23 protein-coding genes are annotated in these 19,338 nt (G+C 64.9%); 13 read left to right on the top strand and 10 right to left on the bottom strand.

The window, feature by feature from the left end; translation table 11 throughout:
- Window positions 1-36 precede the first annotated feature (36 nt).
- Window positions 37-549 carry an NUDIX hydrolase gene (locus J2Y63_RS27030; RefSeq protein WP_435268646.1) on the bottom strand — a complete coding sequence of 171 codons (513 nt, stop codon included), beginning with the start codon at window positions 547-549 and terminating at the stop codon, window positions 37-39.
- Between the two features lie 81 nt (window positions 550-630).
- Window positions 631-1,425, bottom strand: a complete 795-nt coding sequence (locus J2Y63_RS27035; protein WP_435268614.1) for a FadR/GntR family transcriptional regulator — start codon at window positions 1,423-1,425, stop codon at window positions 631-633.
- Window positions 1,426-1,622: 197 nt separating this feature from the next.
- Between J2Y63_RS27035 and J2Y63_RS27040 the strand changes: the two genes are divergently transcribed.
- Window positions 1,623-2,900, top strand: coding sequence for a DUF3422 family protein (locus J2Y63_RS27040; protein ID WP_435268615.1), 1,278 nt, complete (start codon window positions 1,623-1,625; stop codon window positions 2,898-2,900).
- Between the two features lies 1 nt (window position 2,901).
- Here J2Y63_RS27040 and J2Y63_RS27045 read toward each other — a convergent pair whose 3' ends face one another.
- Together J2Y63_RS27045 and J2Y63_RS27050 are read right to left on the bottom strand one after the other, a co-directional pair.
- On the bottom strand, window positions 2,902-3,408 hold the full coding sequence (locus tag J2Y63_RS27045; RefSeq protein ID WP_435268616.1) for a hypothetical protein: 507 nt from the start codon (window positions 3,406-3,408) through the stop codon (window positions 2,902-2,904).
- Window positions 3,409-3,468: 60 nt separating this feature from the next.
- The gene (locus J2Y63_RS27050; protein ID WP_435268617.1) at window positions 3,469-4,365 is read right to left on the bottom strand and encodes a LysR family transcriptional regulator; all 897 of its coding nucleotides are present in this window, start codon (window positions 4,363-4,365) and stop codon (window positions 3,469-3,471) included.
- A gap of 106 nt (window positions 4,366-4,471) precedes the next feature.
- On the opposite strand from J2Y63_RS27050, the gene J2Y63_RS27055 reads away from it, so the two are divergent.
- From J2Y63_RS27055 to J2Y63_RS27075, 5 genes are read left to right on the top strand one after another with little or no spacing between them, the layout of a single operon-like run.
- Complete coding sequence (locus J2Y63_RS27055; protein WP_435268618.1) at window positions 4,472-5,908, top strand: FAD-linked oxidase C-terminal domain-containing protein; 1,437 nt, start codon at window positions 4,472-4,474, stop codon at window positions 5,906-5,908.
- Window positions 5,905-7,119: an FAD-binding protein gene (locus tag J2Y63_RS27060; protein ID WP_435268619.1), complete on the top strand. Its 1,215-nt coding sequence runs from the start codon at window positions 5,905-5,907 to the stop codon at window positions 7,117-7,119. Before J2Y63_RS27055 ends, J2Y63_RS27060 begins: the two co-directional genes overlap by 4 nt.
- A gap of 2 nt (window positions 7,120-7,121) precedes the next feature.
- Window positions 7,122-7,541: a hypothetical protein gene (locus tag J2Y63_RS27065; RefSeq protein ID WP_327506105.1), complete on the top strand. Its 420-nt coding sequence runs from the start codon at window positions 7,122-7,124 to the stop codon at window positions 7,539-7,541.
- A gap of 11 nt (window positions 7,542-7,552) precedes the next feature.
- The gene (glcF, locus tag J2Y63_RS27070; protein WP_435268620.1) at window positions 7,553-8,851 is read left to right on the top strand and encodes a glycolate oxidase subunit GlcF; all 1,299 of its coding nucleotides are present in this window, start codon (window positions 7,553-7,555) and stop codon (window positions 8,849-8,851) included.
- A 52-nt stretch (window positions 8,852-8,903) separates the two neighbouring features.
- Entirely contained in the window at window positions 8,904-9,368 is a 465-nt protein-coding gene (locus J2Y63_RS27075) for a hypothetical protein (protein WP_435268621.1), read from the top strand.
- Between the two features lie 54 nt (window positions 9,369-9,422).
- Here the strand turns inward: J2Y63_RS27075 and J2Y63_RS27080 are convergent, their stop codons facing one another.
- Window positions 9,423-10,133: a L,D-transpeptidase gene (locus J2Y63_RS27080; RefSeq protein ID WP_256118476.1), complete on the bottom strand. Its 711-nt coding sequence runs from the start codon at window positions 10,131-10,133 to the stop codon at window positions 9,423-9,425.
- A 199-nt stretch (window positions 10,134-10,332) separates the two neighbouring features.
- Window positions 10,333-11,076: a L,D-transpeptidase gene (locus J2Y63_RS27085; protein WP_435268622.1), complete on the bottom strand. Its 744-nt coding sequence runs from the start codon at window positions 11,074-11,076 to the stop codon at window positions 10,333-10,335.
- Between the two features lie 220 nt (window positions 11,077-11,296).
- Here J2Y63_RS27085 and J2Y63_RS27090 point away from each other — a divergent pair, with 220 nt between their 5' ends.
- Window positions 11,297-11,926 carry a DNA-3-methyladenine glycosylase I gene (locus tag J2Y63_RS27090; protein WP_435268623.1) on the top strand — a complete coding sequence of 210 codons (630 nt, stop codon included), beginning with the start codon at window positions 11,297-11,299 and terminating at the stop codon, window positions 11,924-11,926.
- Window positions 11,927-12,084: 158 nt separating this feature from the next.
- Complete coding sequence (locus tag J2Y63_RS27095; RefSeq protein WP_256118479.1) at window positions 12,085-12,306, top strand: hypothetical protein; 222 nt, start codon at window positions 12,085-12,087, stop codon at window positions 12,304-12,306.
- Between the two features lie 50 nt (window positions 12,307-12,356).
- On the opposite strand, the gene copM is transcribed toward J2Y63_RS27095, so the two are convergent.
- From copM to J2Y63_RS27110, 3 genes are all read right to left on the bottom strand, one after another.
- Complete coding sequence (gene copM / locus J2Y63_RS27100) at window positions 12,357-12,737, bottom strand: CopM family metallochaperone (RefSeq protein WP_435268624.1); 381 nt, start codon at window positions 12,735-12,737, stop codon at window positions 12,357-12,359.
- A gap of 69 nt (window positions 12,738-12,806) precedes the next feature.
- Window positions 12,807-13,127: a hypothetical protein gene (locus J2Y63_RS27105; RefSeq protein ID WP_435268625.1), complete on the bottom strand. Its 321-nt coding sequence runs from the start codon at window positions 13,125-13,127 to the stop codon at window positions 12,807-12,809.
- Window positions 13,128-13,166: 39 nt separating this feature from the next.
- Window positions 13,167-13,589 (bottom strand): hypothetical protein, encoded by a 423-nt coding sequence (locus J2Y63_RS27110; RefSeq protein WP_435268626.1) that lies wholly within the window; start codon window positions 13,587-13,589, stop codon window positions 13,167-13,169.
- 266 nt (window positions 13,590-13,855) lie between these two features.
- Here J2Y63_RS27110 and J2Y63_RS27115 point away from each other — a divergent pair, with 266 nt between their 5' ends.
- The 4 genes from J2Y63_RS27115 (at window position 13,856) to hisG (ending at window position 18,145) form a co-directional block, all read left to right on the top strand.
- The gene (locus J2Y63_RS27115) at window positions 13,856-14,491 is read left to right on the top strand and encodes a helix-turn-helix domain-containing protein (RefSeq protein WP_435268627.1); all 636 of its coding nucleotides are present in this window, start codon (window positions 13,856-13,858) and stop codon (window positions 14,489-14,491) included.
- Between the two features lie 114 nt (window positions 14,492-14,605).
- Window positions 14,606-16,120, top strand: coding sequence for a histidine--tRNA ligase (gene hisS, locus J2Y63_RS27120; protein ID WP_435268628.1), 1,515 nt, complete (start codon window positions 14,606-14,608; stop codon window positions 16,118-16,120).
- Window positions 16,121-16,319: 199 nt separating this feature from the next.
- Window positions 16,320-17,453, top strand: a complete 1,134-nt coding sequence (locus tag J2Y63_RS27125) for an ATP phosphoribosyltransferase regulatory subunit (RefSeq protein ID WP_435268629.1) — start codon at window positions 16,320-16,322, stop codon at window positions 17,451-17,453.
- Window positions 17,450-18,145 carry an ATP phosphoribosyltransferase gene (gene hisG, locus J2Y63_RS27130; RefSeq protein ID WP_435268630.1) on the top strand — a complete coding sequence of 232 codons (696 nt, stop codon included), beginning with the start codon at window positions 17,450-17,452 and terminating at the stop codon, window positions 18,143-18,145. Before J2Y63_RS27125 ends, hisG begins: the two co-directional genes overlap by 4 nt.
- Before the next feature lie 3 nt (window positions 18,146-18,148).
- Here the strand turns inward: hisG and J2Y63_RS27135 are convergent, their stop codons facing one another.
- The gene (locus tag J2Y63_RS27135) at window positions 18,149-18,517 is read right to left on the bottom strand and encodes a VOC family protein (protein ID WP_435268631.1); all 369 of its coding nucleotides are present in this window, start codon (window positions 18,515-18,517) and stop codon (window positions 18,149-18,151) included.
- A gap of 95 nt (window positions 18,518-18,612) precedes the next feature.
- Here J2Y63_RS27135 and J2Y63_RS27140 point away from each other — a divergent pair, with 95 nt between their 5' ends.
- Window positions 18,613-19,320 (top strand): glutathione binding-like protein, encoded by a 708-nt coding sequence (locus J2Y63_RS27140; RefSeq protein ID WP_435268632.1) that lies wholly within the window; start codon window positions 18,613-18,615, stop codon window positions 19,318-19,320.
- The last annotated feature ends 18 nt before the right edge of the window (window positions 19,321-19,338 follow it).

Below are 19,338 nucleotides of genomic sequence, written 5' to 3' on the forward strand. Positions count from 1 at the left end.
GCTTCAAGGCATCGGCGGCAATATGGCAATGATGGATCAGGCGCCCGTCGTGCCGTTTTTCGGCTTGGGCGCGAGCTCGGCGAGCATCTTTTCCTCGAAGGCGAGGAGGAGGCTCTTCAGGCCCGGTTCCTGCACGCGGTTTGCCGCTTCCGTGCAATCGACCCATTCGGCGCGCCGCTCGCCCTTTTCCGGAAAGTTCTTGCAGATGTCATCGACGGCGAGCGCGAAGACGCGCACCCGGCAATCGACCTTCAGGCCTTCGGGAAGGCCTTTCATGTAGTGGTAGCTGCCGATCGGCTCCTCGGCGATCTTGCCCTTCACGCCGGCTTCTTCCCAGGCCTCGCGTGCGGCTGCCCCGGCGGCGCTCTTGCCGTCCATCGGCCACCCCTTCGGGATGACCCACCGGCCGGTGTCGCGGCTGGTGATGAGAAGAACCTCGACGCCCGAACGCTTCTTCTTCACGCGGTAGCACAGCGCACCATATTGCTCCCGGACGGGCCGACGGAACATGAGATGGACGTCGCTGACGATGCGGTCGAGAATGTTCAAGGTCTTCCTGATTCCTTTCATGGGGAACGGCTCATTGAGTCGTTATATTCTATCATGCTTGCGCGAGATTTACGGCGCAAGTCAGGCCTGTGGAGAATGGCCTCGCTTTTGCATGCGCAGTTGTGAAATCCTTTGCCATTCGCCGCTGCGTTCGGCATCGCGGATTGCGACAGCAATATAGTCCATATGCGCCTGTGCGGCATTTCTTGCTGCATTTCCGTCACCCGCCATGATGGCCGCGTAGATCGCCTCGTGCTGGGCGAGCAGCTGCCCGCGCGCCTCTTCGGACGAGAAAACGAGGTGACGGTGGAAAAAGATCCCTTGCGCCAGCAGCCGGTAGCAGGCGCGCAGCGTGTGCAGCAGAACGATGTTATGCGCGGCCTCGCCGATGGCGTTGTGCAGCTCGACATCGGTTTCGAGTTCCGCATCGAAGGAGCCGGTCGCATGCGCCGCGCGCATCGCATCCATGATGCGCGTCAGCATCTGCCGGTCGTAGGCGGTGGCGCGGCGCGCCGCGAGTTCGGCGGTGATGCCTTCGAGCTCGCGACGGTACTCAATATAGTCCTCCGTCGCCCGCTGGTGGCGGGCGATGAGGTCGACGACGGGACGCGAAAAAACCTGGCCGATAATATCGGCCACATAGGTGCCGCCGCCGTGCTGGCTGACGAGCAGCCCACGGTTTTCCAGCTCCTTCAAGGCCTCGCGCAGGATAGGCCGCGACACGTCGAGGCGCTTGGAAAGCTCGCGCTCGCCCGGCAGCCGGTCGCCGTCGCGCAGGATGCCTTCAAGCAGCAACAACTCGATCTGCCGCACGACCTCGTCGGCGGTGCGGCTGTGGCTGATGCGGGCGAAAAGGTCGAAGGCGGTGTCGGTCACGGCCGCGATAGTATCAACGCGGCCGGAAACTGGTCAACAATCTTGTCCAGTCCAAAGCAATTCCAGGAAAGTGGGAACCGGTTTTCCGTCCGGAATTGCGCAACGCTTGAGTCTTCAGCCTGCGTCAATGCGTCCTATCTTCCGGCCCCTGACATTTGTTAAGAAAGAACTGTTGCACATGAGGGGACGGTGCAGACATGGCAAATGGCAGCTTCGCCTTTCCGCAGGCGACCGCGCGTGCGCAGGCGCTCGGGGAAATTCACGCAAGACCATACGCGCTGGTGCCGGTGCCGCGCGTCATCTTCCAGCTCGCCTTCCTGACGGAGGGCGGCTCGGCGGTCGATCATGCCGTGATGGCGGAACTGTCACGCTCACGCGGCATCTCGCCGCCGGGCCGCGATTCCAGCCACCACGCGCTGAGCTGGGGGCAGGGCACGCTGCGCTGGGAGCGGCACACGGAATTCTCGACCTATTTCTGGGATGGTCCGGTGCCGGACAAGTTCGGCGCCGAGGTGGCGGTGCATCCGTTCGGCGATAGCTTTTCGCCGCCCGGCACGCTGATCTCCGGTATCCGGCTGGAAATCCGGCCCGATTCGCCGGAAACGAGAGAGGCTATTGCCAGCTTCGACCCGACGAGCCTCTGTTATAGCGAGATCAAGAACGGCCAGGCGGTGATCCTGACCGACTTCCGCCAGAACGGCGACGGGCTGACGCAGATCCTCGTCATCGACCGCGGCATGAACGAGGCCGGGCGCGGCGCGGTCGTGCAGCGCCTGCTCGATATCGAGACCTATCGCACGCTCGCCATGATGGGCCTGCCGCTCGCCCAGTCGCTCTCGCCGGACATCCGCCGCATCGAGGACGGGCTGACCGGCATCACCAATGCCATGAAGCAGCACGCCCGTGACAAGGCGGACGAACTGCTCACCGAAATCACCCGCCTTGCCGCCGAACTGGAGGCCAACGCCGCCCTCAGCCTCTACCGTTTCGGCGCGAGCCGCGCCTATTACGGCATCGTGCAGGAGCGTATCCGCACGCTCGCGGAAACCGCAGTGCCCGGCTACGAAACGCTCGGCTTCTTCCTGGAACGCCGGCTCGCGCCCGCCATGCGCACCTGCCAGTCCGTCGAGGAGCGGCAGGCGAACCTGTCGCGCAAACTCGCCCGCGCCACAGCGCTGCTGCGCAGTTGGATCGACGTGGAGCTCGAACAGCTCAACACGACGCTGCTCAACTCCATGGACCGCCGCGCGAAACTGCAGCTCCGCCTGCAGCAGACCGTCGAAGGCCTCTCGGTCGCGGCGATCTCCTACTATGTCGTGGGGCTGTTCGGCTACGTGGCGAAGGCGGCGCACGGGCTCGGCGTGCCGGTAAAGCCGGAAACGCTGACCGGCATCGCCGTGCCCTTCGTCATTGTCGGCATGTGGCTGCTCGTGCGCGCCATCCGGCATAAACATGCCGAAGAGGATAAACACTAGCTTAGGTGGAGAGGTCGCACTGGTAGCGCGGTGCGCCCTCGATGACGGCGAAGCCGGTGTCCCAGCCGAAACCGGAATCATCCTGTGCTGCGAGTTTCTTCTGTGCGGCATCGCCGCGCTCCTTGAAGGTGGCTTCCGCTTCCTTCAGCGCCTCCGTCGGGAAGATCACGGCCTGGTAGCTGAAGCCGCTCGCGAGTTCGGTGATATAGATCTCGATCTCCTTGACCGGCACGCCGCGCCAGGTGCCATCCACCACGGGCAGCGTCACCTGGAGATATTCGTTGTCGGGCTTGACGGTCGGGGCGCCGAAGACCGCCTCGTAACCGGCCGGAAGCGCGATCTCACCCTCCTTGCGGGCGAAGGCGTAGCTCGACTGGAGCAGGGCGCCGAGCGCATCGCTATAGTCGCAGGCATCGTCGAAACCATCGAGCAACGGATCGAGCGGCTTGGCGAATGCCGCCGTCGGAAGCATCAATCCCAATAGGATCACCGTCACCCTGCCGATCATCGCGCGCCCTCCGCTTGAGACCCGCAGCCTAGCGCAAGGTCTTCGCCGCGCCAATTGCGCTTAGCGTTCCCAATAGGGCAGGGGGCCGTAGAGATCGGCGAGATAATCGATGAACAGCCGCACCTTGACCGGCAGGAACTGCCGGCTCGGATAGACCGCCGAGAGCACGACATTGCGCGAGCCCTCATAGTCCGGCAGCACCTGCTTCAGCTCGCCGCTCTTCAGCGCCAGCCCGACATCCCAGGTGGAGCGCAGCGCGACGCCGAGGCCCGAAAACACCGCCTCGCGCACCACCTCGCTGGAATTGGTGTAGAGCGGCCCCTGCGGGCGATAGTTGACGCTGCCCTCCGGCCCCTCCAGCCGCCAGACATCCTGCGTATGCGGCGGCAGGCAGATATGGTTGTTCAGGTCCTCCAGCGAGGTCGGCATGCCGTGGCGTGCGATGTAATCCGGCGAGGCGCAGAGCACGCGCCGGACCGAGGCCAGCCTGCGGGCGACCAGCGAGGAATCGGACAGTTCGCCGATGCGGATCGCCAGATCGAACCCGCCGCCGACGATGTCGGAAAAATCGTCGGTCAGCATCAGGTTGACGATGAGCTCCGGATAGGTGTCCATGAAGCCCTTGAGATTGGGCGCGATATGCATGCGGCCGAAGGAGGTGGGCGCGGAAATGCGGAGCGTGCCGCGCACGGCGCCGGAGCGGCCGGAGACGAAGGCCTCCGCCTCCTCGATGCCGGCAAGGATGCCGACGATGCGGTCATAAAAACCCTGGCCGGCCTCGGTGAGCGAAATCTGCCGCGTGGTGCGCTGGAAGAGCCTTGTGCCGAGGCGTTCTTCCAGTCTTTTCACACGCTTGGAGACCACGGCCGGCGACAGTCCCAAGGCCCGCCCCGCGGCCGACATGCTGCCCATTGCAATGACGCGGGAGAAGATTTCGAGGTCGCCGAGATTGGTCATTCCATCGCATTCCATTGTTGCCGAAGCGGAGAAAATGCTTAGCATTTGCGCCTTGCAATAGGAAGTGGTAAAGAAAACAGACCACTTGACGCGAAGGGGGTGACGCATGGATCAGATCGGGTTTCTGGAGCCGCGGCCGGCGGTGATTGCCCGCCGCCGGGAGATCGTCGCCGATCTGCTCGATCTGCTGCCGCCGGGCTGCCTGGTGCACGAGCCGCGCGAGCTCGTGCCTTTCGAGACGGACGCCTTCGTTTCCTATCGCCGCCTGCCGCTCGCCGTTGCGCTGCCGGAAACGACGGCGCAGGTCGCCGCCGTGCTGAAATACTGCAACCGCTACGGCGTGCCCGTCGTGCCGCGCGGTGCGGGCACCTCGCTTTCCGGCGGCGCGATCCCGCAGGAGGACGCGGTCGTCATCGGCCTTTCCAAGATGTCGCGTATTCTGGAGGTGGATTACGCCAACCGCACGGCGACCGTGCAGGCCGGCGTCACCAATCTCAACATTTCCGACGCCGTCTCCGCCGATGGCTATTTCTACGCGCCCGATCCGAGCTCCCAGCTCGCCTGCACGATCGGCGGCAATATCGGCATGAATTCCGGCGGCGCGCACTGTCTGAAATACGGCGTCACCACCAACAACCTGCTCGGCGTCAAGCTCGTGCTGATCGACGGCACGATCGTCGATCTCGGCGGCAAGGGGCTCGATGCCGGCGGGCTCGATCTGCTCGGTCTCGTCTGCGGCGGCGAGGGCCAGCTCGGCATCGTCACCGAGGCGACGGTGCGGCTGATCGCCAAGCCCGAGGGCGCGCGCCCCGTGCTCTTCGGCTTCGACACGTCGGAGGAGGCGGGCGCCTGCGTGGCCGACGTCATCGGCGCCGGCATCATCCCCGTCGCCATCGAGTTCATGGACAAGCCGGCGATCGAGATCTGCGAGGCTTTCGCGCATGCCGGTTACCCGATGGATGTCGAGGCGCTGCTGATCGTCGAGGTCGAGGGCTCCGAGGCGGAAATGGACGCGATGCTCGCCAGCATCATCGAAATCGCCGGCCGCCACGGCGTGAAGGTCGTCAAGGAAAGCCAGTCGCCGACGGAGGCGGCCCTCATCTGGAAGGGCCGCAAATCCGCCTTCGGCGCCACCGGCCGCATCGCCGACTATATCTGCATGGATGGCACCGTGCCGCTCGGCCAGCTGCCGCATGTGCTGCGCGGCACGGCCGAGATCGTCGCGAAATACGGGTTGCGCGTCGCCAATGTCTTCCACGCCGGCGACGGCAACATGCATCCGCTGATCCTCTTCAACGCCAACGACCCGGAAGATGCCGCGCGCGCGGAGGCCGCCGGCAACGATATCCTGCGGCTCTGCGTCGATGCCGGCGGGTGCCTGACCGGCGAACATGGTGTGGGCATCGAGAAGCGCGACCTGATGCGCCATCAATATGCCGAAGTCGACCTTGACCAGCAGATGGCCGTGCGCGCCGCCTTCGATGCGCAATGGCTGCTCAACCCGTCAAAAGTCTTCCCGCTCGAAGGGCGCCCCGCCGCATGACGCCGATCCACGAACCGCTCTCCGAAGAGGCCGCCGCGCGCCTCGTCCAGGTCGCCGCCCTGTCGCGGTCGTCGCTTGCCATCCGCGGCGGCGGCACGCGGGGCCTCAACGCTGCACCCGATGGTGCCGACATCCTCTCCACCCGCGGCCTCACCGGCATCGTCGCCTATAACCCCGCCGAGATGACCATGACCGCCCGCGCCGGTACGCCGCTGGAAGTGGTGGAGGCGGCGCTGGCGGAAAACCGTCAGATGCTCGCCTTCGAGCCCTGCGACCTGCGCGGGGCGCTCGGCTCCTCCGGCATCCCCACCATCGGCGGCGTCTTCGCCACCAATGCCTCCGGCCCGCGTCGTTTCGTGGCGGGTGCCGCGCGCGACAGCCTGCTCGGCGTGCGTTTCGTCAATGGCAAGGGCGAGGTGGTGAAGGCCGGCGGCCGGGTGATGAAGAACGTCACCGGCCTCGATCTCGCAAAGGTGCTCGCCGGCTCGCACGGTTCGCTGGCGCTGATGACGGAAGTCACCTTCCGCGTCCTGCCGGTGCCGGAAACCGCCGTCACCATCGTTGTCTCGAACCTCAACGACGCCGAAGCCGTCGCGGCCATGGCGACCGCCATGTCGATGTCGGTGGAAGTCTCGGGTGCTGCCCACCTGCCGGAAAGCGTGCGTGGCCGTTTCGCCGGCGGCGTCCTGCCGGATGGCGCCGCCACGGTTCTACGCCTCGAAGGCCTCGCCGCCTCCGTCGCCGTGCGTGCGGAAAAGCTTGCCGCTGCCATGGCCAGTTTCGGTCCCGTCGCACACCTCGATGCCGACCTCACCGCCCGCCTCTGGCGCGAAATCCGCGATGCCGCGCCCTATGCCGACGGCACGCCGCGTCCGCTCTGGCGCGTCTCCGTCGCCCCCACCGCCGGCCACCAGCTGGTCGCCGCACTTCGCCTCGAAACCGGCGTTGACGCCTATTACGACTGGCAGGGCGGCCTCGTCTGGCTGCGCATGGAAGCCGACCCGGAGGCCGCGCTGCTGCGCCGCTACATCAAGGCCATTGGCGGCGGGCATGCGACGCTGCTGCGCGCCCGGCCGGAGGTCATGGCCGCGACGGAAACGTTCGAGCCGCAGGCCGATGCGGTCGCGGCACTCTCGGCGCGCGTCAAGGCGAGCTTCGATCCGGCCGGCCTCTACGTCTCTCCCCTGATCGACCGCAAACAGGGAGCATGATGATGGGACGGCTGGCAGGCGATTCGATTGCGCGGCAGCAGAGGCGGACATGGAAGGAGCGCGTCAGGCAGGCGCGCGAGGACAAGGCCGCTTGGGGAAGCCTGCCGGCTGCGCCGCTCGCCGTGCTCGGCGCGGCGCGGCGCCAGATGGCGCTGCTCTGGTGGCTGTGCGGCGACACCGGCCCGTCCGCGACCGTCGGCGCGCGAGGGATGCCGCCTTTGACGCCGGATATGCGCGTCCTGATCAGGAAGGGCTACCTCAAGCTGGCGCGCCACGGCAGCTACATGCCCGCCAACCCCCTGCGGCGCGACAACGTGCTGACGATCACGCCGGCCGGGCAACAGGCGCTGGCGGCGGCGCACGTCACCGAAGCCGAGAAGAACTACATCATCGCAGCCCGCAAGAACGGCATGCTGCGCTAGGGAGTATTGCCGTGCAGACCAATTTCACCGCCGAGCAGCTGGCCGATCCGCATGTCGCGACGTCTGAAAAGATCCTGCGCAAATGCGTGCATTGCGGCTTCTGCACCGCCACCTGTCCCACCTATGTGACGCTCGGCAACGAACTCGACAGCCCGCGCGGCCGCATCTACCTGATCAAGGACATGCTGGAGAACGGCCGGCCGGCGGATGCTGAGGTGGTGACCCATATCGACCGCTGCCTCTCCTGCCTCGCCTGCACCACCACCTGTCCCTCGGGCGTCGACTACATGCATCTCGTCGATCACGCGCGCGTGCATATCGAGGAGACCTACAAGCGCCCGTTCTGGAACCGCCTGACGCGCAACGTCCTCGCCGCCGTGCTGCCCTATCCGGGCCGTTTCCGCCTGGCGTTGAAGGCCGCTGCGCTCGGCCGGCCTTTCGCGGGCCTCCTCAAGCGCGTCAAGGTGCTGGAACCCTTCGGCGCCATGCTGGAACTGGCACCGCGCACCCTGCCGAAGGCTTCCGACAGCGCCAAGCCCGGCACACATCCTGCGGCAGGCCCGCGCCGTGGCCGGGTGGCGATCCTGTCGGGCTGCGCCCAGCCGGTGCTGAAGCCCGAGATCAACGAGGCGACGATCCGCCTGCTGACCCGCCTCGGCGTCGAGGTCGTGGCGCCGGCGGGCGAGGTCTGCTGCGGCTCGCTTGTCCACCATATGGGCCGCGAGGCGCAGGCGCTGGAGGCGGCACGGCGCAATGTCGACGTGTGGCTCGGCGAGGTCGAGAAGGGCGGGCTCGATGCCATCATCATCACCGCGTCCGGCTGCGGCACGACGATCAAGGACTACGGTTTCATGTTGCGCCTCGACCCCGCTTACGCGGACAAGGCGGCGCGCGTCTCCGCACTTGCCAAGGACATCACGGAATATCTGTCGACCCTCGACCTGCCGCAACAGGAGGCGCGGGGGCTGACGGTCGCCTATCATTCCGCCTGCTCCATGCAGCACGGCCAGAAGATCACCATGGCGCCGAAGACGCTGCTGAAGAAGGCGGGCTTCGTGGTGCGCGATCCGGCGGAGGGCCACCTCTGCTGCGGTTCGGCCGGCACCTACAACATCCTCCAGTCGGAAATCTCTGCCAAGCTGAAGGCGCGCAAGGTGAAGAACATCGAGGCGATAAAGCCCGACCTGATCGCCACCGGCAATATCGGCTGTATCACGCAGATCGCGACGGGCACGGCAATCCCCATCCTGCATACGGTGGAATTGCTCGACTGGGCCTATGGCGGTAAAAAGCCGGCCGTGCTTTCCTGACCCTGTCACGCGCGAAACAGCCAATTTTTCGGTAAACGGCTAGAGCAGCGGCGTGCAAACCCGTCCGGAGATCGCCATGCGCCGCTTCCTGCTTTCGCTCGCCGCCCTTGCGGCCCTGTCCTCGCCCGCCTTCGCCACCGGCGGTTTCAGTTGTGCGGTGAAGGACAAGAACCTGACGCTCGATGCGGAAGCCGGTTTCAGCTACAGCATCGGCGGCGGCCTTCTGAATTTCCGCGGGGCTTTCGAACTGCCGAAGAAAGTTGCGCCGAAGGGGCTGGAGCGCGTGACGCTCACGCCGTCGCATCTCGCCCACGACTGGCTCTACGATGGCGAGCTCCGCCTTCTCCTCCACGCGGAAACCCAAGGTGACCTGCCGTTCGGCTCGGTCGATATCATCGTCAGGACGAAGATGACGGACGACGAGACCACCTATGACGGCGATTACAAGCTGATCCTCAACCGGGCGGACGCCGACAGCGTCGAGCGCACCGGCAAGGTCTCCTGCTCGGTCGGCTGAAACGACGATGCCGGCGCGAGGCCGGCATCGGGGCGTTCAAATGGGGTGGCGAGATCAGCCGCCGAAGCCGAACAGGTTGCCGAAGAAATCGACGCCGCGGTCGTTGTAGCTGACGCTGCCCTGGCGGTTGCCGGGGCCGACGACGATGACCTTGGTGCCGATGTCGGCGCGGGCATAGAGATGCTCCACGTCCTTGTTCATCATGCGGATGCAGCCGGAAGACATGTTCTGGCCGATCGTCCAGGGCTGGTTCGTGCCGTGGATGCGGAAGATCGTGTCGCGGCCGCCCTTGAAGAGGTAGAGCGCGCGTGCGCCGAGCGGGTTGTCCTCGCCGCCGGCCTGGGTGACGGGCAGGATGCGGCCCTTCTTGGCCTCGCGGCGGCGCATTTCGGCCGGCGGGGTCCAGCTCGGCCATTCGGCCTTGCGGCCGACCTTCACCACGCCCGACCAGCCGAAGCCGTCGCGGCCGACGCCGATGCCGTAGCGCGTCGCCTTGTTGTTGCCCTCGACATAGTAGAGGAACTTGTTGTTGGTATCGACGATCACGGTGCCGCGCGCTTGGTCGGTGACGAAGCGCACCTTGGTGCGCTTGAATTTCGCCGCGACCTGCTTCTTGCTCTGGTACTGCTGTACGAGCGTGACGTCCGACGTGGTCTCGACCTGGCCGCCTTGACGGGCGGCAGGGAAGGCGCCCGCCGAGGTGGCCGGCATGATCGCCGTGGCCGCGACGGCGGCCGCCAGCAAGATCGATGCGTATTTCCGCATGGTGTATTCCCTCTCAATCCTCAATTCCGAGAGGCTAGCCGAGTCCTGACCGAATTCAAGCCAGCCCACGCGCAGTAAGACGATTGTGAAGGCGGATTTCTTCGGGTTGTTGCACGAAGTCTTGCCATAAAAGCAAAGATCTCCGGCCGCGGGGCGACCGGAGATGCTCGATCGGCGTCTGTCTTTACGGCGGCTCGCCTCAGATCACGATGACCTTGGTGCCGACATTCACGCGCTCGTAGAGGTCGACGACGTCCTCGTTGCGCATGCGGATGCAGCCGGAGGAAACCGCATAACCGATCGTCCAGGGCGCGTTGGTGCCGTGGATGCGGTAGAGTGTAGAGCCGAGATACATGGCACGCGAGCCGAGCGGGTTTTCCGGGCCGCCCTCCATGAAGGCCGGCAGGTAGTGGCCCTTTTCCGCCTCGCGGGCGACCATCTCCTTCGGCGGCGTCCAGCTCGGCCATTCGGCCTTTCGGGTGATCGTGTGGGCGCCCGCCCATTCGAAGCCAGGCTTGCCGACGCCGACGCCGTAACGCCGCGCCTTGCCGTCGCCCATCACGAGATAGAGGAAGCGGTTGTTGGTATCGATGACGATGGTGCCCGCCTTGTGCTCGCTCTCGTAGGAGACGACCTGCGGCAGGTACATTGGATCGAACTTCGACTTGATCGGGTTCTTCGCATGCGTCGTCACCGAAGCCTGCTCGACGCGGGCGGCGCCATCGCGGCGGATGACGCGGCGCTGCTGCACCTTCTGGCGCTGGAGGATGCGGCGCGTGTTGACGGCGGGCTGCACGCCTTCGCCGGTGAGCTGCATCACCCAGGGCGCGGTGAGATCGGGGCTGATGACGATCGGCGGGCGGCTCATGTACCGGTCGTTCGCCTGCGCCACCGTGGTGGTGCACAAAAGGGTCGCTGCAAGAAGGGTTCGTATCAACAACATCGGACGTACTCGCTACTGATCGTCGCCGGGATGCGCCGCCACGATTGAAGGATGCGGCGCCGGTTCGGAAAGAATGCTTGCACTGTCCGATGAAGCGAATGGTAAACGGCCGTTCATTCGATATGCACGATGCCGATAAAGCTTTGAGTAGGGTTATTGCCGGCTTTCCAAATGTGGTTGATGAGTGGTAAACCGGAACAAAAAGGCAACGGAGACGGCGATGACGGCACGGGGACTTGTGGAAGGCGACGACGGGCGCGTGCGCTGCGCATGGCATGGCAATCTGGAGGACTATCGCCGCTACCATGACGGCGAATGGGGCCACCCGGTCGTCAGCGACCTGCGCCTCTTCGAGAAAATCTGCCTCGAAGGGTTTCAGTCGGGCCTCTCCTGGCTCACCATCCTGCGCAAGCGCGAGGCCTTCCGCGCCGCCTTTGCCGGCTTCGATTTCGACAAGGTCGCGGCGTTCGGCGAGGACGATATCGCCCGCTGCCTTGCCGATCCCGGCATCGTGCGCCACCGCGGCAAGATCGTCTCGACGATCAACAATGCGCGGCGCGCGCAGGCGCTGCGCGACGAGTTCGGCACGCTCGCCCGCTATTTCTGGAGCTTCGAGCCGGGGCCGGAGGAGCGGCCGGCGCTGGTGGACTGGGAGACGATTGCCGCCAACCCGACGACGCCCACCTCCGTGCGCCTGTCAAACGACCTGAAGAAACGCGGCTGGACTTTCGTCGGCCCGACGACGGTCTATGCCTTCATGCAGGCGATGGGCCTCGTCAACGACCATATCGAGGGATGTTTCTGCCGCGCTGAAGTGGAAGCGGAGAGGAAAGACCTTGAAAGGCCATAATTCCGGTATTGCCGTCACAAATATATCTTTGATTCTACAACGAATCATGTAGCTTATTATAAAGCGGCAAAATCATACATCGGTAGTCTGGGGTCGACGTGCGCGGGGGTAGTCGCGGCGTGCCGCTTTGTGCTGAATGATTTGGCATGAGGGGAAACATGACGCCAAACGCACCTGCATTCGATGAATCTCCACTTGAGGTCTGGGCCTGCGACAAGGCCCAGGAGATCATGCTCCGGGAAGGTTTTCGCCTCATCCGGTCTGCCCGCAACGGCAGCAACACCGAAATTCGCGAAACGAGCCTCCTGATGGCCCGTGTCATCGCGGCCTCGCTGGTCGAGGCCTCGGCGGCCCACCGGGCACAGCCGGCCGGCGAATAGATATCCGGAAGGCCCGCCGGGCAGCCGGCGGGCCTCCTTGCTTTGCTTCTTTACTTGGCGTTCTGCGCCAGCCACTCCTGCATCATCTTGATCTCGCCTTCCTGGGCGGTGATGATGTCTTCCGCGACTTTGCGCATCCCTTCATCCTTGCCATATTCCAGCTCGATCTTCGCCATGTCGATGGCGCCCTGGTGATGGGCGATCATGCCGCGCACGAAGTCCACATCGGCATTTCCGGTGAACTCGATATCCATGCCCGCATGCATTTTCGCATTGGCCTCGACGAAGGCCTTGCTGGGCGCGCTCTGGTCGCCTTTGGGGCCGCTCATCGTCATGGCCTGATGGGCGGAATGGTCGGCCTCCTGGGCGAAAGCGGGCAGGGTGAAGGCGAGCGCCAGCGCTGCGCCGAAAAACAGGGTTTTTGCGTTCATTGTCTTTTCCAGTTCTGAAAACGGTTGATGGCCGGGTGCTAGGCACCCGGTTGTTCACTCAAGCGTCGTTCAGGCCCGGGGAGGCGGATCGAGCGGGGGAAGCGCCAGGCCGGCAAGCTGCGGCGTGGCGGCCGAGACGCGGCCCGAAATGTCGAGCGTGCGGTTCATCGGTTCCAGCCGCGCGGCCTCGATCGCAAAACAGGCGGAACAGGCAAGCGGATGGGCGGCGGGTTTCGCCTTGCCGTGCTCGCTGCCGCCGTCGTCACCGGCCATCTGGTGCATCGCATGCATGCCGGCCGGTTGCCCGGCATTCAGCGTCGCCGCGATCACCGGCACCCAGCCGGAAAGAACGGCGCCCAGAATGGCGAAGACGAACAGGATCTGTCTCATGCCCCGAGAGATAGGCGCTCGCAGCCGAAAAGAAAAGGGTCAGTTCAGCCTGCCGCGCCGATCCGGCACCGTCTCCATGCAGACGCGGGCGATGGCGAAGGTACCGTGGATCGTGCCGTCGGAACCGTCGACCGTCTCCGACTGGCCGAAACAGAAGACCGGCCGGTGCAGGCCCGGCCCCGGCCGGATGGTGGTCGAGAAGCTGAAGGTGGTGGAGGCGGTCGCCGCATCCTCCAGCGCCTGCAACACCTTCTGCCAGTCGGCCGGGTCGTAGAGGTGGATGAGGTCCATGATGCCGCAGGGCGTGCTGGCCGTGCCGTGCAGGCTTGCCGCCTGCGGCCCCAGCCACACGAGGCCCGTCGCCAGTTCCGCGCTCCATTCCTCGCAGACGAAGAGATTTTCCAACTCCCGGGGATCGATACCGATGAACTGCGCCACGGAGGCGAGACGGTTGGATGTCATTGTCGATTTCAATGCCATTCGGTGGTGTCCGAGAGCGTTCGACCAACCCTGCCCGGCACGGTCGCGGCGCGTAAATTACCAGCCATTTTCGGCTGTCGCCAATCGGTAAAAGTACGGGTTTACGTTCCCGCTTATCCAAGTACAGCTACCCGAGGTTAGCTGAGCTCAAAGGTAGCCGACATCGCGGGCGGCTGAAAGCGAGGCAACTGGTCGTTTACTCGACCACAGGGCGTGGAACTGAATTTTCTCACTCCGCAGGGTTGAATTTGCCCCATTTCGTCCTCACCACCGGTCATGACCTCGTCGACCAGCTCCGGGCCTACCGCCTCAAGGTCGGGCTGACGCAGGACGACATCGCCTGGAAACTCGGCTTTTCCCCCACCACCGTCTCGCGCTGGGAGCGCGGCGTCGCGGCACCCGACCTGCGCGCGACCGGCGCCATCGTCGATTTCCTGCGCCGCGCCGACGCGCAGACCGAACGGCGCCTGCTGAAGGCGATCCTGACGGCACGCGACAGCCGCAACCTCTGGGAGGGTCGCGATATCCGCTATCTCGGCGGCTCGCAGCAGGAATATCGCGAAAGCCCGGAAATGCGCGCCGTCGTCGGCACCAGCATCCGCGGTTATCTCACCGGCCATTATCGCGATTGCCTGGAAGACAAGGCGCTGGTCGCCAGCCTCTATGCCCGCGAAATCGCCAGCATCCAGATCTACGGCGGCACCGCGCTCTCCACGACGTCGATCCCCGACGGCTATGTGCAGATGAAGCGGCTCTCCTTCCAGTCGGAGATGCGCGGCATCATCCGCGGCGATACCCATTCGGTGCTCATTCCCGCCACGGAAGCCCCGACCGCTTCCGCCGTCATCGTGCACAGCTGGGATACGCTGCTGCGTCGGCCTTGATACTGGGCCTTGATACTGGGCCGCGCTTATATCGGCCGTGATCTCGCCCTTGCCGCTGCCCGTCCAATCCGCTAGGGAAACCGCAACGGAAATACAGGAATTTCGGGTATCCCGATGAGCGAAAAGCAGAAAAAACCGCAGAAGCTGAAAGCCCGCCTGCCGCGCGGCTTCGTCGATCGTGATGCCGCGGATATCCGCGCCGTCAACGAGATGACCGCGAAGATCCGCGAGGTCTACGAGCATTACGGCTTCGATCCGGTGGAAACGCCGCTTTTCGAATATACCGACGCGCTCGGAAAGTTCCTGCCGGATGCCGACCGCCCGAACGAGGGCGTCTTCTCGCTGCAGGACGATGACGAGCAGTGGATGTCGCTGCGCTACGACCTGACGGCGCCGCTCGCCCGCCATGTCGCGGAAAACTTCAACGAGATCCAGCTTCCCTACCGTACCTATCGCGCCGGCTACGTCTTCCGCAACGAGAAGCCCGGTCCGGGCCGCTTCCGCCAGTTCATGCAGTTCGACGCCGACACGGTGGGCGCTGCCGGCGTGCAGGCGGATGCCGAAATGTGCATGATGATGGCCGACACGATGGAAGCCCTCGGCATCGCCCGCGGCGACTACGTCATCCGCGTCAATAACCGCAAGGTTCTGGACGGCGTGCTGGAAGCGATCGGCCTTGGCGGCGACGACAAGGCGGGCGCCCGCCTCAACGTGCTGCGCGCCATCGACAAGCTCGACAAGTTCGGCCCCGAGGGCGTGAAGCTGCTGCTGGGCGCAGGCCGCAAGGACGAGTCCGGCGATTTTACCAAGGGTGCGGGGCTCGATGCGGAGCAGATCGAAAAGGTGCTCTTCTTCGTCGGCATCAAGGACTACGCCGAAAGCGCCGATGACCTCGCAAAGCTCGTGGAGGGTAGCACCCGCGGCGGCGAGGGCGTCGAGGAGCTGAACCAGATCGGCCACCTGATCACCTCCGCCGGCTACGGCCCGGATCGCATCAAGATCGACCCCTCCGTCGTCCGCGGCCTCGAATATTACACCGGCCCCGTTTTTGAAGCCGAGCTGCAGTTCGCCGTCACCAACGAGAAGGGCGAAAAGGTCGTCTTCGGTTCGGTTGGCGGTGGCGGGCGGTATGATGGCCTCGTCTCGCGCTTCATGGGCCAGCCGGTGCCGGCGACGGGCTTCTCCATCGGCGTCTCGCGCCTGATGACGGCGCTGAAGAACCTCGGCAAGCTCGGGCAGAATGAAGTGGTCGCCCCCGTGCTCGTCACCGTCATGGACGGCGATATCGAGAGCATGGGCCGTTACCAGCGCTTCACGCAGGAACTGCGCAAGGCCGGTATCCGCGCCGAAATGTACCAGGGCAACTGGAAGAAGTTCGGCAACCAGCTGAAATATGCCGACCGCCGCGGCGCCCCCGTCGCCATCATCCAGGGCGGCGACGAGCGCGCCGAAGGCCTCGTGCAGATCAAGGACCTGATCGAGGGCAAGCGCCTTTCCGGCGAGATCGAGGACAACACCTCCTGGCGCGAGGCCCGCGTGGCGCAGGTTTCCGTGCCGGAAGCCGAGCTGGTGGCAAGGGTCCGCGAAATTCTTGACGCGCAGGCCGAAGACCGGGCGCGGGCTTACTGACGGCGATGGGTATAGTGCTGCAAGACCCCCTCATCCGCCTGCCGGCACCTTCTCCCCGCTGGGGAGAAGGGGAAGATCGCGGACCTCTCGTTTCCCCTTCTCCCCAGCGGGGAGAAGGTGGCCCGAAGGGTCGGATGAGGGGGTCTCGCCGCCGGCAGGACAGAGGGGGGGATGCCTCCCCACGGTCGGAGCTATTTCCATGCCCCTGATCAACCTCCCCGCCTTCGCGCCCGACCTCATCGCCGATCTGGAAAACCTCCACACGGAGCGCGTCGATACGCCGGTCATCCAGCCGGCCGAACCCTTCCTCGACATGGCAGGCGAGGATCTGCGGCGGCGCATCTTCATGACGGAGAGCGAGACGGGCAAGAGCCTGTGCCTGCGCCCCGAATTCACGATTCCCGTCTGCCTGCGCCACATCGAGACCGCCACCGGCACGCCGAAGCGCTACGCCTATCTCGGCGAGGTCTTCCGCCAGCGCCGGGAGGGCTCGAATGAGTTCTACCAGGCCGGCATCGAAGACCTCGGCGAACAGGATGTCGCCCGCGCCGATGCGCGCGCTGTCTGCGATGCGCTTTCCGTCCTGAACAACCGCCTGCCGGGCGTCGGCCTTTCGGTCGTGCTGGGCGATCAGTCGGTGTTCGAGGCGGTCGTTGCCGCCTGCGGCCTGCCGGCGGGCTGGCAGAAGCGGCTGGTGCATGCCTTCGGCAACCAGGCGCAATTGCAGAAGCTGATGGCCGATCTGTCCGATCCCGCCCCCTCCGGCGTCTTCGGTCCCGAGGTCGAGCGCCTCGCCATTCTGGGAAAACTCGACGATGAGGCGACACTGGTCGCCCATATCGACCAGACCATGGAAGCGACCGGCTATTCCACCAATGCCAGCCGCAGCCCCGCCGATATCGCCAGGCGGCTGCGCGAAAAAATGGAACTCGCCAACACGCGGCTCGACGACCGCACGCTGGCGCTGCTGCGCGAATTCCTGGCCCTCGAACTCAGCCTTGCGGACGCGTCCCAGGCGCTCGCCGTCTTCGCGCAAAAGGCCGGCCTTTCGCTTGGCGAGGCGCTCGCCCGCTTCGAAAGCCGCGTGGCGGCCCTGCGCGATATCGGTGTCGATCCTGCCTCGATCACCTACCGCGCCGCCTTCGGCCGTCCGCTGGATTATTACACCGGCCTCGTCTTCGAGATCACGCCGGACGGCGACGCGCTGGTGCTCGCCGGCGGTGGCCGCTTCGACCGGCTGCTGACGCTGCTCGGCGCCAAGGAACGCATTCCGGCGGTCGGCTTCTCGCTCTGGCTCGATCGCATTGCGAGCGCCAAAGGAGGAGCCGCATGACCATCACCATCGGTCTCCCCTCCAAAGGTCGCATGAAGGAGGATTCCTCCGCCGTGCTCGCCCGCGCCGGCTTTTCCGTCGTCGCCGTCGGCAATGACCGCTCCTATCGCGGCCGCGTCGAGGGGCGCGACGATATCGAAATCGCCTTCCTGTCGGCCTCCGAAATCTCCCGCGAGATCGCCAACGGCACCGTCGATTTCGGCGTGACCGGCGAGGACCTCGTGCGCGAAGGGCTGGCGGAGGCGGATGCCCGCGTCGAATTCTGCGCCCGCCTCGGCTTCGGCCATGCGGATGTCGTGGTCGCCGTGCCGGAAATCTGGCTCGATGTCGACACGATGGCCGATCTCGGCGACGTCGCCGCGGATTTCCGCGCCCGCCACCGCCGCAGGCTCACCATCGCCACGAAATACTGGCGGTTGACCCAGCAGTTCTTCTCCGGCAACCACGGCATCCAGCTCTACCGCATCGTCGAAAGCCTCGGTGCCACGGAAGGCGCGCCGGCTTCCGGCTCCGCCGATATCATCGTCGACATTACCTCCACCGGCTCGACGCTCCACGCCAACCACCTGAAGATCCTCTCGGATGGCGTGATCCTGAAGTCCGAAGCCTGCCTCGTGCGCGCCCGCAAGCCGGAGCACGAGGGCAATGCGGTGGTGACGGAAATTATGGAGGCGGTGCGCAAGGCGCTGTGAGCGTCACGGCGCCGGGCTGCACATTTGCAGCCGATTGCCGAACGGATCGTAGAAGCTTGCAAAGGTGACGAAGCCGGGAAAATCCTGCGCATCGTCACACCGTACGCCTCGGCTCCGCAAGACCTCCACCGCCACCCGGCAATCCGCGACATTCAAGACGATGGTCGTGCCGAAGCCGGGCTGCCAGCCCTCTTCAGCCAGAGTAAGCGAAAGATTGCCGCTCGCAGCGCCGGTCGAGAATTCGATCCACCCGGCATCCGGCAGGTCGAAGGTTGGCTCTCCGAGCCCAAGCGTATCGCGATAGAAGTTGCGGGCCGCGTCAAGGTCGGTCACGGAAACCGAAACGACATTGATGCCTTGAAAGATCGTCATGCGCCCTCCGTTTTCCCGTTGAAATGTTTCGGCCCGACCCTCACAAACCCTGTTTGAGTGTCCTATCTAAAAGCTCCCATCGCAAGGAGTCCTCCATGGCAGATCTGTCGTCCTTCCCCATCACCAAAAAGTGGCCCGCCAAGAACCCCGATATCATCCAGCTCTATTCGCTGCCGACGCCGAATGGCGTGAAGGTGTCGATCGCGCTGGAAGAACTCGGCCTCGCCTATGAGCCGCACCGCATCGAGTTCGGGCCTGATGGCGTGAAGTCGCCGGAATTCATCTCGCTCAACCCGAACGGCCGCATCCCGGCGATCATCGATCCGAACGGCCCCGGCGGCAAGCCGATCGGCCTTTTCGAATCGGGCGCCATCCTCGTCTACCTTGCGGAAAAGACGGGAAAACTCATCCCCGCCGATCCGGCGTTGCGCTACGAGACGCTGAGCTGGGTGATGTTCCAGATGAGCGGCGTCGGGCCTATGCTCGGCCAGTTCGGCCATTTCTACAAATTCGCCGCCGACAAGGTCGCCAACAATTCTTATCCGACGGAGCGCTATCGGGACGAATCGAAGCGCCTGCTCTCGGTGCTGGAAGACCGGCTGAAGGATCGTCCGTGGATCATGGGCGACGAATACACCATCGCCGACATCACGACCTATCCGTGGGTGCGCGGCGCGGATATTTTCTACGGCGGCCGCGAGGCGCTCGACTATGCGAGCTTCCCGTCCGTCGTGGACTGGGTCGAGCGCGCCTCGGCCCGCCCGGCGGCCCAGAAGGGCTTCGATATTCCAGCAAAACCCTGACGCAAACGAAAAATCCGG

The sequence above is a fragment of the Shinella sp. BE166 genome, assembly GCF_051201095.1.
Taxonomy (GTDB): domain Bacteria; phylum Pseudomonadota; class Alphaproteobacteria; order Rhizobiales; family Rhizobiaceae; genus Shinella; species Shinella lacus.